General features: G+C 64.7%; 10 protein-coding genes. 1 reads left to right on the forward strand and 9 read right to left on the reverse strand.

Annotated elements, in window-relative coordinates; genetic code table 11:
- Nucleotides 1-311 precede the first annotated feature (311 nt).
- The 9 genes from QD228_RS16705 to QD228_RS16745 form a co-directional block, all read right to left on the reverse strand.
- Nucleotides 312-2,207 (reverse strand): M48 family metallopeptidase, encoded by a 1,896-nt coding sequence (locus tag QD228_RS16705; RefSeq protein WP_279876103.1) that lies wholly within the window; start codon nt 2,205-2,207, stop codon nt 312-314.
- Nucleotides 2,208-2,278: 71 nt separating this feature from the next.
- The gene (locus tag QD228_RS16710) at nt 2,279-2,872 is read right to left on the reverse strand and encodes a LemA family protein (RefSeq protein WP_077379321.1); all 594 of its coding nucleotides are present in this window, start codon (nt 2,870-2,872) and stop codon (nt 2,279-2,281) included.
- 189 nt (nt 2,873-3,061) lie between these two features.
- Entirely contained in the window at nt 3,062-4,660 is a 1,599-nt protein-coding gene (locus QD228_RS16715; RefSeq protein WP_279876104.1) for a bifunctional 2-methylcitrate dehydratase/aconitate hydratase, read from the reverse strand.
- 205 nt (nt 4,661-4,865) lie between these two features.
- Nucleotides 4,866-6,134 carry a 2-methylaconitate cis-trans isomerase PrpF gene (gene prpF, locus QD228_RS16720; protein ID WP_279876105.1) on the reverse strand — a complete coding sequence of 423 codons (1,269 nt, stop codon included), beginning with the start codon at nt 6,132-6,134 and terminating at the stop codon, nt 4,866-4,868.
- Nucleotides 6,131-8,833 (reverse strand): Fe/S-dependent 2-methylisocitrate dehydratase AcnD, encoded by a 2,703-nt coding sequence (gene acnD, locus QD228_RS16725; protein ID WP_279876117.1) that lies wholly within the window; start codon nt 8,831-8,833, stop codon nt 6,131-6,133. Before acnD ends, prpF begins: the two co-directional genes overlap by 4 nt.
- A 67-nt stretch (nt 8,834-8,900) precedes the next feature.
- A complete protein-coding gene (prpC, locus tag QD228_RS16730; RefSeq protein ID WP_077379315.1) occupies nt 8,901-10,058 on the reverse strand; it encodes a 2-methylcitrate synthase in 1,158 nt (385 codons plus the stop codon).
- A 182-nt stretch (nt 10,059-10,240) separates the two neighbouring features.
- A complete protein-coding gene (prpB, locus tag QD228_RS16735) occupies nt 10,241-11,152 on the reverse strand; it encodes a methylisocitrate lyase (RefSeq protein ID WP_077379313.1) in 912 nt (303 codons plus the stop codon).
- Nucleotides 11,153-11,225: 73 nt separating this feature from the next.
- Nucleotides 11,226-12,005 carry a GntR family transcriptional regulator gene (locus tag QD228_RS16740; RefSeq protein WP_279876106.1) on the reverse strand — a complete coding sequence of 260 codons (780 nt, stop codon included), beginning with the start codon at nt 12,003-12,005 and terminating at the stop codon, nt 11,226-11,228.
- A gap of 370 nt (nt 12,006-12,375) precedes the next feature.
- Nucleotides 12,376-13,248, reverse strand: a complete 873-nt coding sequence (locus QD228_RS16745) for an alpha/beta hydrolase (protein ID WP_279876107.1) — start codon at nt 13,246-13,248, stop codon at nt 12,376-12,378.
- A 242-nt stretch (nt 13,249-13,490) separates the two neighbouring features.
- Between QD228_RS16745 and pabB the strand changes: the two genes are divergently transcribed.
- Nucleotides 13,491-14,942: an aminodeoxychorismate synthase component I gene (gene pabB / locus QD228_RS16750; protein WP_279876108.1), complete on the forward strand. Its 1,452-nt coding sequence runs from the start codon at nt 13,491-13,493 to the stop codon at nt 14,940-14,942.
- Nucleotides 14,943-15,075 lie beyond the last annotated feature (133 nt).

Consider the following 15,075-nt stretch of genomic DNA (forward strand, 5'->3'; position numbering starts at 1 on the left):
GAAGTCAAGCACTTGATGATGAGTCAATCGACTGCCTCTAAGCATCATCCAGCGGTGAGGAGCGTTGCTCGATCACCTGTTCCGTAAGGAGTGCGGCGTATTCTAGCGAATCGCCCGGGATTGTCAATCGATGATTTGGAAGCGGACTTCAAAAACATCAAACAAAACAATCACCTGCAAACCTCTTTCACCGCTGGTAACGCCATGCGTCCCCGGCAGCGGATGCGTACTTTACGCACGATCCGGGCTGAGCACAAGGGCTTTTTCAAGAGATTGTCATCACGCTGTCACGGACGTGGCCACTCAAGGCGTCATCCTTCCGCCGGCCGGGATACCGGCTGCGCCCGCCATCCGCCACGAGACTGCGACTGCATCTCGAGAGCGGCTTCCAGGCGTGCTTCCGGCAGCTGCATGACGCGCGCCAAGAGTGTCAGCAAGGCCACCTCTTCATCGGCCAGTGTCTGATCGGCATGCACTACCTGAGCAAGCGCCGCGAACCAGCGTTGCTTGTCCATGGGGCGCAGGTGTGCCAGCTGCGTGAGATGACGGCAGCGCAGCGCAGGGTTATCCCCACCCGACTGCGACTGCGGATACTCCAGCGCCAGACCAAGTTCCGCACTGGCGTCCAGGAAGATGTCCTTGCGCAGTGCTTCATCGTCGATGAGTCCAACCATCAGCACGAGCCAGTGCTGACAGGCCGGCTGGCATTGCTGCAGGGCCAGCGAGTCGCTCTTGCGATCGATCCGCGGGTCCAGTGATTCCAGCATCAGTTGCCATAGACACCAGACGAACATGTCCTGCGGGGGTGTCTGCGCCTTGAGCATGCGATGCGCGCGCTCATCCGCTTCCCGCCAGCGCGGTATCAACCGGTTGAGCAAGGGGATCCACTCGACCCGCGGCAAGGACTCGAGCCTGCGCCGTGCCTCACGCGCCCGCTTGCCGTCCAGCCAGTCATGCTGACGCTCAAGCTCGGTGAGCCAGACACCACGCGTGGTCAGCTCCAAGGGGGCGATCATCGCCACCACCAGCTGCGGACAGAGAAACCTCGACAGCGTCAGGCTCTCGAGTTCTCCTCGTGAGCGCGAGAGCTCCCCCGTGACCACCGCGCCGGCGATACCCGCCATGACCCCGCCAAGCACGTCTGCCCCGATGGGGCCCTGCTGCTCGAAGGTATGCACCGGCTGCTGGCGCGCACTCAGATACTGCCGGTCCCAGCGAGGTTCCAAGCGCTTGATGCGTTCATCCAGCGGAGGATGCGAGTCGAACCAGCCTGTCAGCCATGGCGGGCGCGCTTCGACGAAGAAGAGATGGTTGTAGGTCATGGCGCGTGGATGCTGAATGCGGCCCCGCCATCCCATGCCGCCAATCCGCTTGAGCGCAGACGCGATGCCATCCGGGAAGCGGGTCAGGCGCACCGCACTGGCATCGGCGAGATATTCGCGTGAGCGCGCGACCCCGCGCTGCAATAGCCGCCCTCCCAGCCCGCCGAGACTGCCGAGCAACCACAGCGCCACACCCACCAGCATCAGCTGTGGCATGCCGCCTTTCCTGTCGGAACCGGAGGAGCGCGCCCTGCCCAACACGAAGCCGATGCGCCCTGCCCCCATCAGGAAGCGCCCCGCCTCGGAGAGAAACACCAGGCCGTGGACTGCACTCGCCAGACGCAGGTTGAGACGAATATCGCCATTGGCGATATGGGCGAACTCGTGAGCGACCACGCCCTGCAGCTCGTTGCGATCCAGCTGCTCCAACGCCCCGCGACTCAGCGCGATCACCGCATCATGTGGCCGATAGCCCGCCGCGAAAGCATTGATCATCGCCTCATGCGGCAGCAGGAACAGCTGCGGCGTGGGCAGGTTGGCGGCGATCGCCATCTCTTCCACCACATTCAGTGCCCGCCGCTCGCTCGAGTCCTGCGTCTCGACATCCACCAGCTTGCCACCCAGGCGTGCCGCCACCATCGCACCGCCCTGCTGCAGACGCCGCAGCTCACGCGCCGCGACCAGTGCATTGCACAGGAAGATGATGCTCGCCACCGGCCAGACATATTCAAACGTCGTGGTGGCCGGGCGCCCCAGGAAACTGCTGATCGCGACATGCACCACGGCGCCGGCGGCAAGAGACACCACCAGCGACATGGCCGTGAAGGCCAGCAGCAATAGCCGCGTTCGACGACGCGCGCTGTCCTGCTCGTGATAGAAATTCATTCGCGCCCGCCATCTACCGAACCAGAATCACAGCCGGAAAGCCGCTGAGGAGAAAGCATCCGTCGGTCGGCTCATGAGAAGCTGACATCGGGGGCCTGACGAATCTTCACGCTGTCATCGAAGGCCAACAGGCCTGCATCACTGCGATGACCGAAGGTCGGTGCGAACATCACCTGCGGGAAGCTCTGGCGATAGACGTTGTAATCGGTGACGGCATCGTTGTAGGCCTGACGCGCGAAGGCGACGCGGTTCTCGGTGGCGGTCAGCTCTTCCATCAGGTCGCTCATGGTCTGGTCGGCCTTGAGCTCCGGATAGGCCTCGACCACCACATCCAGTTTGCCCAGACTCGCCGCCAGCCCTTGCTCGGCGCCGGCCAGACTGGCCAGCTTGTCCATGCTGCCGGGGTGCGCCGCTGCGGCATTCAAGGCCGCCATCGCCTTGTTGCGGGCATTGATCACTTCTTCCAGGGTGCCACGCTCATGGCTCAGATAGCCCTTGGCCGTCTCGACCAGATTGGGAATCAGGTCATAGCGCCGCTTGAGCTGAACCTCTATCTGCGCGAAGGCATTCTCGAAGCGCGCCTTCAGACTGACCAGCTTGTTGTAGATCGAGATCACGTAGATGACGATCAGCGCGATTCCGCCCAGCAGCAGAAATGTTTTCATGAATGCGTCCCCTTGTAATGAAGCCTCTGCAATGAAGACTCGGCAGGCGTTGCCCCGCTCTTCGGCGAGTCTTTGCAAGCGCCCCAGTCGATCGTCCTGTGCAATCCGCTTCCAGTTTACCCATACCGGATGACGGCACCAGTCAATTGGATGACTGATTGCCAACGGGACATCATGCGGCTGGCAGCCTCACGGCACCCAATGCGCCATGAACTCGTGCACGGGCAGTGCGTCGAGTCGTTCGCGATCGGCCAGCAACGCCATCAGGGTGTCGCAACGCGAGGGCGGGAAGCAGGTGGCCAGATTGGCCCGACACTTGTCCTCGAGCGGAACGAGCGACGCTTCACGCCGCCGGCGATGTCCCAGCGGGTATTCCACCGTCACCTGCTCGGTGGCACTGCCATCGCAAAAGACCACCCGCAGTGCATTGGCGATCGAGCGCTTGTCGGCTTCCAGATACTCGCGGGTGAAGCGCGCCTCTTCCTTGACGATCATCCTGTCACGCAGCCGGTCGATCTCCGGGTGAGCGGCATGGAAGCCATCTTCATAGTGATCCGCGTTCAACTCCCCGAAGATCAGCGGCACCGCGACCATGTATTGCAGGCAGTGATCGCGGTCCGCCGCATTGGCGAGCGCGCCCTGCTTGGAGATGATGCGGATCGCCGATTCGTGGGTGGTGATCTCGATGCGCTCGATCTCCTCGAGCCGGTCGCGCACCTCAGGATGGAGCTGGATGGCGGCCTCTGCGGCGGTCTGGGCATGGAATTCGGCCGGAAAGGAGACCTTGAAGAGCACGTTCTCCATCACATGGCTGCCCAGAGGATGCGCCAGCGCCAGACGTCGCTCGCCTTCAGGCTTGAGGGCGAGATCGCGGTTGCCATGACTGAAGGAGACATCATTGAAGCCCCACTGCGGCGCACTGAGGGCACCGGGGACGCCCATCTCGCCACGCAGGGCGATGTCCGCCAGCCGCACGCCGCGTGAGGTGGCGTCCCCCGCCGCCCAGCTCTTGCGCGAGCCCGCGTTGGGCGCATGGCGATAGGTGCGCAGGCTCTGGCCATCGACGAAGGCGTGCGACAGCGCCGACAGCAACTGCTCACGATTCGCCCCCATCAAGCGCGCCGTCACCGCGGTGGTCGCCACCTTGACCAGCATGACATGGTCGAGACCGACGCGATTGAAGCTGTTGTCCAGCGCCAGCACGCCCTGGATCTCGTGCGCCATCACCATGCTCTCCAGCACATCGCGCATCACCAGGGGTGGCTTGCCCTGAGCGACACGCTGGCGCGAGAGATGATCCGCCACCGCCAGAATGCCGCCGAGATTGTCCGAGGGATGCCCCCACTCCGCCGCCAGCCAGGTGTCGTTGTAATCCAGCCAGCGGATGGTGCAGCCGATGTCCCATGCCGCCTTGACGGGATCGAGACTGAAGGCGGTGCCGGGCACGCGCGCGCCATGCGGCACCAGCGTCTCGGCCACCAGCGGCCCGAGATGCTTGGTGCATTCCGGGAAGCGCAGCGCCAGGATGCCGCAGCCGAGAGTATCCATCAGACACAGACGAGCGGTGTCCATCGCCTCTGCCGAGGGACCTGAGCGCTCGTGCTTGCCGGCCAGACCGTCCACATTCGAATCCGCATCCGCATTCGCGACAGGGGGGTCGTCGCAATACCCCAGCACATAATCGGCGATCTGCTGAAGCTCCGGGTCATAGTCCGGGCGCTGATTGGCGCTGGCCTGATTGGCGCTGAGACGGCTTTCATCCGTCTGTTCAGAGGATGGCGTGTTCATACATGACCTCCTGTCGTGGATCGTCTTTGCCCGCATGCGACTCCCGTCACACCTGTACTCCCCCCACCGCCTGCACACATACCACAGAGACGCAAAAGCCGGCCCTCTGCACATGTGCATGCCAGGCCGGCTTTCATCGAGATGCCGTAGGAGGGATATCAAGAGGGATATATTGACAGTAGACCATCGCCTGCCAATGCCGGCGCTAGCGCACCAAGGTCTCCGCCGGCACCCGCACCCAGCCTTCCATCAGGATACGCGCGCTGCGACTCATCACGGCTTCACTGACGGTCCACTCGCCCTTGCCTTGCTGGCCATCACTGACCTGCCCTGCCTCTGTCTGCCGATGGGCACTCGCGCCGACCCTGAGCGTGCCGGAGGGATGTCCGAAGCACACCGAGTCACGCGCCGCGCCATTCTGCCCGGCCCCAGACTCAGCCTCGGCTCCGCCACCGGCGGCAAGATTGACCAGCGTGCCGGGTACCGCAGCCGCCGCGGCAATGGCGACAGCCGCGGTGCCCATCATGGCGTGGTGCAGCTTGCCCATCGACACGGCGCGAATCAGCACATCGATCTCGCCTGCCTTGATCTCGCGACCACTGGAGACGACGTGATCCACCGGCGGCGCCACGAAGGCGACCTTGGGGGTGTGTTGCCGCGTGGCCGCCTCAGCGAGATCCTTGATCAGTCCCATGCGCAGTGCGCCGTGGGCGCGCAATGTCTCGAGGCGCGCAAGCGCCTCGCCGTCCGAGTTGATCGCCTCCTGCAGCTCGGTGCCCTGATAGCCGAGGTCGCGTGCATTGACGAAGATGGTCGGGATGCCGGCGTTGATCAGGGTCGCCTGGATCTGCCCGCCAGCGGCCACCGATTCCGGCACCTCCAGCGCATCGACCACATTGCCGGTGGGGAACATGCTGCCCTCACCCGCGGCGGGATCGCGGAAGGCGACCGCCACTTCGGCGGCCGGGAAGGTCACGCCATCCAGGGCGAAGTCGCCGGTTTCCTGGACGCGCCCTTCGCACATCGGCACGCGCGCGATGATGGTCTTGGCGATGTTGGCCTGCCAGATGCGCACCTCGGCGATGCCGTCACGCGGCAGGCGCTCGGCCGGCACCAGGCCCTTCTCGATGGCGAAGGGCCCGACCGCCGCCGAGAGGTTGCCGCAGTTGCCGCTCCAGTCGACGAAGGGCGAGTCGATGGAGACCTGGCCGAACAGGTAGTCGACGTCATGATCCGGCTGTTCGCTGCGACTGATGATCACCGTCTTGCTGGTGCTGGAGGTCGCGCCCCCCATGCCGTCGATCTGCTTGGCGTAGGGGTCGGGGCTGCCGATCACGCGCAGCAACAGGGCGTCACGCATCGGGCCCGGCACCTGCGCCGCTTCCGGCAGTTCATCGCGCAGGAAGAACACGCCCTTGCTGGTGCCGCCACGCAGATAGGTGGCGGGAATCCTGAGCTGTGCCTGCTGGCTCATGCCGATACCTCCGCCACCGTCTCGCCCGGTGCCTGTGAGCTGAGGAAGTCTTCAGCGAAGCGCTGCAGCACACCGCCCGCGGAGTAGATGGAGACCTCCTCACGGGTATCGAGGCGACAGGTGACCGGCACGCGTTCGACCTGGCCTGCCTTGTCGCCGGCGGTGCGCTCGATCACCAGCGTGAGCGCTGCCCCCGGGGCCGGTTCGCCCTCGACGGCGTAGATCTCGCTGCCATCCAGCGCCAGCGTCTTGCGCGTGGTACCGGCGGCGAACTGCAACGGCATCACGCCCATGCCGACCAGATTGGTGCGGTGGATACGCTCGAAGCCTTCCGCGACGATGGCCTCGACCCCCGCCAGCCGCACGCCCTTGGCCGCCCAGTCACGCGACGAGCCCTGGCCGTAATCCGCACCCGCGATGATGATCAGCGGTTGCTTGCGCTGCATGTAGGTCTCGATGGCCTCCCACATGCGCACTACCTTGCCTTCCGGCTCCAGACGCGTGAGCGAGCCCTGCTTGACCTCGCGCTTGCCGTCTGCCCCTTCCACCACCGCCATCTCATTGATCAGCTTGGGATTGGCGAAGGTGGCCCGCTGTGCAGTGAGGTGGTCCCCACGGTGGGTGGCGTAGGAATTGAAGTCCTCCTCCGGCAGGCCCATCGCGGCCAGATACTCGCCCGCCGCACTGCTGGCCATGATGGCATTGGAGGGCGACAGGTGATCGGTGGTGATGTTGTCCCCCAGCACCGCCAGTGCCCGCATGCCGGTGAGCGTCGGCGCGCTGGCCAGGCCGCCTTCCCAGTACGGCGGACGACGGATGTAGGTGCTCATCTCGCGCCAGTCATACAGGGGACTGGTGGAGGCATCGCGGTCATCTCTGGCCTCGAACATCGGGATATAGACCTGACGGAAGTGGTCCGGCTTGACGCTGGAGCCGACGATGGCGTCGATCTCCTCGTCGCTCGGCCACAGGTCCTTGAGCATGATCGGCGAGCCGTCCGGCGCATGCCCCAGAACGTCCTTCTCGATATCGAAGCGGATGGTGCCGGCGATGGCGTAGGCGACCACCAGCGGCGGCGAGGCCAAGAAAGCCTGCTTGGCGTAGGGATGGATACGGCCATCGAAGTTGCGATTGCCGGACAGCACGGCGGTGGAATAGAGATCGCGCTCGATGATTTCCTGCTGGATCGCCGGGTCCAGCGCACCGCTCATGCCGTTGCAGGTGGTGCAGGCGAAGCCGACGATGCCGAAGCCGAGCTGCTCGAGTTCCGGCAGCAGTTCCGCTTCTTCCAGATACAGCTGCACCGCCTTGGAGCCCGGCGCCAGCGAGGTCTTGACCCACGGCTTGCGCGTCAGTCCCAGCGCATTGGCGCGCCGAGCCAGCAACCCTGCGGCAATGACGTTGCGCGGATTCGAGGTGTTGGTGCAGCTGGTGATGGCGGCGATGATCACCGCGCCATCCGGCATCAGGTCACGCCCGTCCTCGTCCTGTTCATGCTCGACCACGCCGGAGATGCCGCGCGCGGCCAGCTCGCTGGTCGGCACGCGACTGTGCGGATTGGAGGGCCCCGCCAGGGTGCGCACCACCGAGGACAGATCGAAGGTCAGCTCGCGCTCATATTCCACCGCGCCCTCGATATGGCCGCTCTCATCTGCCCACAGGCCTGTCTCGCGTGCGTAACGCTCGACCAGCGCGATGTTCTCCGGCTCGCGTCCGGTCAGGGTCAGGTAATCCAGCGTCTGCTGATCGATGGAGAACATCGCCGCCGTGGCGCCGTACTCCGGCGTCATGTTGGAGATGGTGGCGCGATCACCCAGGGTGAGGCTGGCCGCGCCTTCGCCGAAGAATTCCAGATAGGAGGAGACGACCTTCTCGGCGCGCAGGAATTCGGTCAGCGCCAGCACGATGTCGGTGGCGGTGATGCCCGGCTGCGGACGCCCGGTGAGGCGCACGCCGATGATGTCCGGCAGGCGCATGTAGGAGGCACGCCCCAGCATCACGCTCTCGGCCTCCAGCCCACCGACGCCGACGGCGATCACGCCCAGCGCATCGACATGCGGCGTGTGGCTGTCGGTGCCTACCAGGGTATCCGGGAAGGCGACCTGATGGCCCTTCTCATCGGCACGCGACTCGATCACCGGCGACATCCGCTCCAGATTGATCTGGTGCATGATGCCGTTGCCCGGCGGGATCACGTCGATGTTCTCGAAGGCCTGACGCGTCCAGTCGATGAAGTGGAAGCGGTCCTCGTTGCGACGCTCCTCGATGGCGCGATTCTTGGCGAAGGCGTCCTTGTCGAAGCCGGCATGTTCCACCGCCAGCGAGTGGTCGACGATCAACTGGGTCGGCACCACCGGATTGACCTTGGCCGGGTCTCCGCCGCGCTCGGCGATGGCATCACGCAGGCCGGCCAGATCCACCAGCGCGGTCTGACCGAGGATGTCATGACACACGACGCGCGCGGGGTACCACGGGAAATCGAGATCACGCCGACGCTCGATCAATTGCACGAGGCTGTCACGCAGCTGATCCGGCGGGCAGCGGCGCACCAGGTTCTCGGCCAGTACGCGTGAGGTATAGGGCAGACCGGCGTAGGCGCCGGGGGCGATGTCTTCCACGGCGGCACGCGCATCGAAGTAGTCGACCGGGGTACCCGGTGACGCCGTGCCAGGCAGGGGTTTGCGATACTCGGTATTCATGGGCATCCGGACTCATCAGGCGATCAGGAAAACGATCGGCCAGCACGCTGACTGGCCGAGGAAAGGGTCAGTCGCGCTGCTCGATGGGCAGCCAATCGCAGTGCTCCGGGCCAGTGTAATCGGCGCTCGGGCGGATGATGCGATTGTTGGCGCGTTGCTCGAAGACATGTGCCGCCCAGCCGGTCAGGCGTGAACAGACGAAGATCGGCGTGAACAGCTTGGTGGGAATGCCCATGAAGTGATAGGCGCTGGCGTGGAAGAAGTCGGCGTTGCAGAACAGCTTCTTCTCGCGCCACATCACGGCTTCGACGCGCTCGGAGACGGCGTAGAGCTGCGTATCGCCCACATCGTCCGCCAGCTTGCGAGACCACTCCTTGATGATGGCATTGCGCGGGTCACGCTCACGGTAGATGGCATGGCCGAAGCCCATGATCTTCTCGCGGCGTTCCAGCATGCCGAGAATCTCGCGCTCGGCCTCCTCCGGTGAGCGCCAGTGCTCGATCATCGCCATCGCCGCCTCGTTGGCACCGCCATGCAGCGGTCCGCGCAGCGAGCCGATGGCTGCCGTCACGCAGGAGTGCAGGTCAGACAGCGTCGAGGCGCAGACACGTGCGGTGAAGGTCGAGGCATTGAATTCGTGTTCGGCATAGAGGATCAGCGAGGTATTCATCACCGCAGCATGCAACTCGCTGGGGGCTTCGCCATGCAATAGGTGCAGGAAGTGCGCGCCGATGGAGTCATCATCGGTCTCGGTGTCGATGCGCACGCCATCATGACTGAAGCGATACCAGTAATTGATGATCGACGGGAACACGGCCAGCATGCGGTCGGCCTGATCGGACTGCTCCTCGAAGCTCTCTTCCGTCTCCAGATTGCCGAGCATCGAACACCCGGTACGCATCACGTCCATCGGGTGAGCGCTGGCCGGAATCTGCTCAAGCACCGCCTTCAAGGCGTCCGGCAGACCCCGCAACCCCTTGAGGCGCGCAATGTAGGCATCCAGCTCCGCCTGATTGGGCAACTTGCCCTTGAGAAGCAGATAGGCAACTTCCTCGAAGGCTGCGTGACTGGCGAGGTCTTCCAGGTCGTAACCGCGATAGCGCAGACCGGAACCGGACTTGCCGACGGTGCACAGCGCCGTCTCACCGGCACTCTGGCCGCGTAGACCACTGGGGGCGCTGGTGCTCGAAGTAGCGGTGGTCGGGTTGGCGATGGTATCTGACATGGCGTGATCTCCTTGGCAGTGACGTCATTGAGTTGTTCTTTTTCTTGTAGGGCATAAAGCGTCAAGCCCCTCGCCGGCCAGGCGTCTGCCAGCGAGGGAGAAACGGTCGGGCCGAGAGTGCCGGCCCGTGAAGCCGATGACCTCCAGAGGCGAGACATGGCGTCCGTCTCGAGCGTCTGGCATCAATCCTTGCGGCTTTCGGCCTCGAACAGGGTGTCCAGCTTCTGCTCGAAGGTGTGGTAATCGAGGAAGTCGTAGAGCTCCATGCGGGTCTGCATGTCATCGACGACATCCTTCTGATCACCCTTGTCGTGGATGTTCTGGTAGACCTTGAGGGCGGCGGCGTTCATGGCGCGGAAGGCAGACAGCGGATAGAGCACCATCCGGCAGCCGACATCGCCCAGCTCGCGCTGGTTGAACAGCGGCGTGGCGCCGAATTCGGTGATGTTGGCCAGGATCGGCGCGTCGACGCCCTCACAGAAGGCACGGTAGTCCTCGAGGGTATGCACCGCCTCGGCGAAGATGGCGTCGGCACCGGCTTCGACACAGGCGTTGGCACGTGCGACGGCGGCTTCGAGCCCTTCCTTCTGGAAGGCATCGGTGCGCGCGATCAGATAGAAGCTGTCATCACGACGCGCATCGGCAGCGGCCTTGATGCGATCGACCATCTCCTGGCTGGAGACGATGGCCTTGTTGGGACGGTGTCCACAACGCTTCTGGGCGACCTGGTCTTCCAGATGCACGGCCGCCACGCCGGCGCGCTCCATCTCCTGAATGGTGCGTGCGATGTTGAAGGCGCCGCCCCAGCCGGTATCGATGTCCACCAGCAACGGCAGCTCGCTGGCGGCGGTGATGCGGCGCGCATCTTCCAGCACGTCATTCATGCTGGTCATGCCCAGGTCCGGCAGGCCGTAGGAGGCGTTGGCCACGCCACCACCGGACAGGTAGATCGCCTGATGCCCGACGCGCTCGGCCATGATGGCGGTATAGGCATTGATGGTGCCGACGATGGGCAGCGGACGGTTGGCTTCCAGCGCCGCGCGGAAGCGGGCGCCGGGGCTTGGCAAGGCGGTGGAACTCAGATGGCGTGACATGACATCTCCCGGGCTGGGCCCATGACGGGGTTGGAATTGTTGGGGGTGATCCGGTCGCAAGCGGTGTGGCAGTTCACTCCTCGCCCTGCTCTTCCTTGAGCGTGGCGGCATAGCGGCGGGCGACGTTCTCCCGCGAGGCGCTGACGTGGCGGCGCATCAAAAGCTCCGCCAGTTCCTCATCGCCGGACTCGATGGCATCGACGATGCGATGATGCTCGACGAAGGCCTTCTGCGGGCGTGATCCACTGGCGCTGAACTGGGTGCGGTACATGCGCACCAGGTAATAGAGGTCATCACAGAGAATCGTCATCAGCATGTGGTTGTGACTGCCGAGCACGATCTGATAGTGGAAATCGAGGTCGCCTTCCTTCTGGAAGTAGGCGGTACCGGTCTTGAGGTCCGACTGCTGCTCGTGGGTCTTGAGCACGCTGCGCAGCCGCGTGACCTCCTCCTGCGTCATGTGCCGCGCCGCCAGACGCGCGGCCATGCTCTCCAGCGCCTCACGTACGTCGAACAGCTCCAGCAGCTCGGTCATCGAGAGCTTGACCACCCGCGCCCCGACGTGGGGCACACGCTCGATCAGGCGATGAACCTCGAGACGACGCATCGCCTCGCGCAGCGGGCCACGCGAGATGCCATAGGCCTGCGCCAGCCCCGGCTCGGTGATCTTGCTGCCCGGTGCCAGCTCACCGCGCACGATGGCGTCCTGCAGCTGGTGGAAGACGCGCTCGGCCAGGGTGCGCACCTCAGGCGTCGGAGCACTCGCGGAGGCGGTGTGGCCTGCCTGCTCGGCAGTGGCGCCGCGCGCGAGGCTTCGAGCGGTGGTGGCATTGTGAAAGGCATCGGTGGTCATGGCGGTCAGGCAATCCGGCTGGACAAGGGGCTGAGACAGGACAATGGCGATGAGGGACTTTCAGCACCATTGTCGACAATCATTCAATGACTGCCAGACTAGCCAGCGAGCCTGAGTGGGTCAAGATGCAATCCGCCAAATCCTCTACACCTTTGGCGTAAGAGAGCTGGCATGCGCTGGACAAAAGGCTGCCAGAACAAGGACGAACCGCCTGAGACGCCGCCATGCCAGTCTTCACACACCGCCAGGCCAGAGGCACTCCAGCCGGTAGCGGCCGAGACGAAAGACGCCCCGCCAGCACAGGCTGACGGGGCGTCTTTCGTCTCAATGCCAGACCGTTCATCGGTCGGCTTGTCGACAATCACGCGTTTTATACGAAGCTGAGCTCCGCGCCGATGCGGCGGGGTTTCTGGAAGGGCAGCGAGTGATCGGTGCCGGGGATTTCCAGCGATTGCCAACCCGCATGACGTTCGGCCAGCAGGCTGTGATAGTCGCGCAGGGTCTGCGGGCTCTTGCCGCCGACCAAGCTGCGTACCTCGCCGCCTGCCGCCAGCACGTCAGCCAGCAGGGCCTCGCGGTCAATCTCGCGCACGGCATGCGTGACACAGTCCAGGGCATTGGCGAAGCCCAGATGGCGATGCGCCAGACGCGCCACCATCATGCGCTCGGCACGCGGGTTGCGCGTGCGATGCGGGGAAATGAGGTCGAGGAACGCGGTGATCCCCGCCTCGGGGCTTGCCGCCTCGCGCATCGCATGCGCCGCCTCGGCGTAGCCATCGCGTACCTGGATCATGGTGGCGTGGCATTCGCGCTCCAGCAGTGCCGGTTCCAGCAGGCTGATGTCGCCGACCTTCACCTCCGGGCGCTCGGCGCGCAGACGCTGGACAAGACGCATGGCGACCAGCCCGCCAAAGCTGTAACCGATCAGGTCGAAATGCGTGATGCGCTGCGTCTCGATCAAGGCCATCACATCCTCGACCACCTGCTCGAGGGTGAAGGGAGGTTCACCGCCATCGGGTGACACCGTCTGCCCCATGCCGCGCAGGTCAGGAATGATCAGCTCGTCATGGGCCGTGAGATGCCCGACCAACGGCGCCCAGGTCAGCGTGCCGGCCACCCCGGCGCCGTGCAGCATCAGCAAGCGACGCCCACCATTTGATTCACGACGCGTCAGACGCTGCCAGAAGAGGGTCTGGTCAGGACGTGACAGCAGATGTTGGCCATGTTCGAACTCGGGATGCATGCAGGGCTCCGGTAGGGTGCCAGGGGCTGGGCAAGCGACTGGGCAAGAGGACTGGGCGAACGTCAGCACACGCGTCGGGGCAGTCGTCGATGACGGCGCAGGGCGTTCAGAGGCAGGCACCTTAATCAGCGCACGGGAGAACGGCAAGCCAACAAGGACAGCCCCTCATCGGAATCCGCACGCATGGGCGGACAAAACGCGTCTGGATGCCTAGAATGCCCTGTCCGCCAACGGAAGCTGTCATGACCATCTCGCTCGAAATCACTGCCCTGCCCTACGCCCTCGCCGCCGAGGACGAGGCCTCCACACTGTCGCGCTTCGCACGCCTGCGTACGCGCCCCGACGCCGTGCTGCTCGACAGCGGCCAGCCTTCACTGGCCGGCGGTCGCTTCGACATCATCAGCAGCGACCCGCTGGCCGTGCTGGAACAAGGCGCGCACGGCGGCAAGCTCACCGGCCCGCTGCCGGAGTTGATGCGTGACCTGAGCCAGTTCAGTGAAGCACTGGAGCGCCTCGCGCGGCTGCCGGTGATCGAGGCCCAGCGCCAGCTGTTGACCCTGCTGCCGCAGACGCTGGCGGGCGAAGAGCTCGCCCAGCATGACCTGAGCGCCGAGGACCTGCCGTTCATCGCCGGCCTGCTGGGCTACTGGAGCTACGACTTCGGCCGCGCACTCGAGACGTTGCCCGCCACGGCCGAGGACGACATCGCCCTGCCCTGGTCGCGGCTCGGTCTCTACGACTGGGCATTGATCAGTGATCATCAGCGTCAGCAGAGCTGGCTGATCGCCTCGCCCCAACGGCGCAGGCAGGTGCTGGAATGGCTGGAGCAACCGGCGCCGAGCAGCGCCGACTTCGCCCTCGACACCCCCTTCGCGCCGCTGCTGGATCGCGCGGGCTACGGCGAACGCTTCCGTCAGGTGATGGAGTATCTGCACGCTGGTGACTGCTACCAGATCAACCTGACCCAGCGCTTCTCCGCCGACTGCAGTGGCGACAGCTGGGATGCCTACCTGCGCCTGCGTCAGGCCACGCCGACGCCCTATGCGGGTTATCTGAGCTGGCAGGACGCCAAGGGCGAGGAGATGGCGATCGTCTCCGTCTCGCCGGAGCGCTTCGTCGAGGTCAATCACCGCGCGGTCGAGACCAAGCCGATCAAGGGCACCCGCGCACGTGGCGCGACACCGGAAGAGGACGCCCGACTGGCCGCCGAGCTGCTGGCCAGTCCCAAGGACCGCGCCGAGAACGTGATGATCGTCGACCTGCTGCGCAATGATCTGGGGCGTGTCTCCGCGCCCGGCAGCGTCAAGGTGCCATCGCTGTGCGCGTTGGAGAGCTACGCCAACGTGCACCATTCCGTCAGCACCATCACCAGCACGTTGGAGGAAGGGCGCGATGCGCTGGATCTGCTTGGCGCCGCCTTCCCCGGCGGCTCCATCACCGGCGCGCCCAAGATCCGCGCCATGCAGATCATCGAGGAGCTGGAGCCGGTTCGCCGCAGCGCCTATTGCGGCAGCCTCGGCTACCTGGACATCCGCGGGCACATGGATACCTCCATCGCGATCCGCACGGCGGTGATCGCCGAGGGCCAGGTGCACCTGTGGGGCGGCGGCGGCCTGGTCGCCGATTCCGAGGAAGAGGCCGAATACCGCGAAAGCCTGGCCAAGATCCAGCGACTGATGGAAGCGCTCGGCTGACAGGTGGCGTTATAAAGCGTCATGAGCGCCATAACTCGATGGCATATAACGATCGAACGAATTCGTATTGGGGAAGCAGTGCCCGCCTTTGATAGGGTAGGCGCATTCCTGCACGTCTCCTTGAGCGCTACCC

This window comes from Cobetia sp. 3AK, from assembly GCF_029846335.1.
In the GTDB taxonomy this organism is placed as follows: domain Bacteria; phylum Pseudomonadota; class Gammaproteobacteria; order Pseudomonadales; family Halomonadaceae; genus Cobetia; species Cobetia marina.

Bases quoted from the DNA above. Each gene is read 5' to 3' on its own strand.
- QD228_RS16705 (WP_279876103.1), bottom strand. From the start codon at position 2,207: ATGAATTTCTATCACGAGCAGGACAGCGCGCGTCGTCGAACGCGGCTA.
- QD228_RS16710 (WP_077379321.1), bottom strand. From the start codon at position 2,872: ATGAAAACATTTCTGCTGCTGGGCGGAATCGCGCTGATCGTCATCTAC.
- QD228_RS16715 (WP_279876104.1), bottom strand. From the start codon at position 4,660: ATGAACACGCCATCCTCTGAACAGACGGATGAAAGCCGTCTCAGCGCC.
- prpF (WP_279876105.1), bottom strand. From the start codon at position 6,134: ATGAGCCAGCAGGCACAGCTCAGGATTCCCGCCACCTATCTGCGTGGC.
- acnD (WP_279876117.1), bottom strand. From the start codon at position 8,833: ATGAATACCGAGTATCGCAAACCCCTGCCTGGCACGGCGTCACCGGGT.
- prpC (WP_077379315.1), bottom strand. From the start codon at position 10,058: ATGTCAGATACCATCGCCAACCCGACCACCGCTACTTCGAGCACCAGC.
- prpB (WP_077379313.1), bottom strand. From the start codon at position 11,152: ATGTCACGCCATCTGAGTTCCACCGCCTTGCCAAGCCCCGGCGCCCGC.
- QD228_RS16740 (WP_279876106.1), bottom strand. From the start codon at position 12,005: ATGACCACCGATGCCTTTCACAATGCCACCACCGCTCGAAGCCTCGCG.
- QD228_RS16745 (WP_279876107.1), bottom strand. From the start codon at position 13,248: ATGCATCCCGAGTTCGAACATGGCCAACATCTGCTGTCACGTCCTGAC.
- pabB (WP_279876108.1), top strand. From the start codon at position 13,491: ATGACCATCTCGCTCGAAATCACTGCCCTGCCCTACGCCCTCGCCGCC.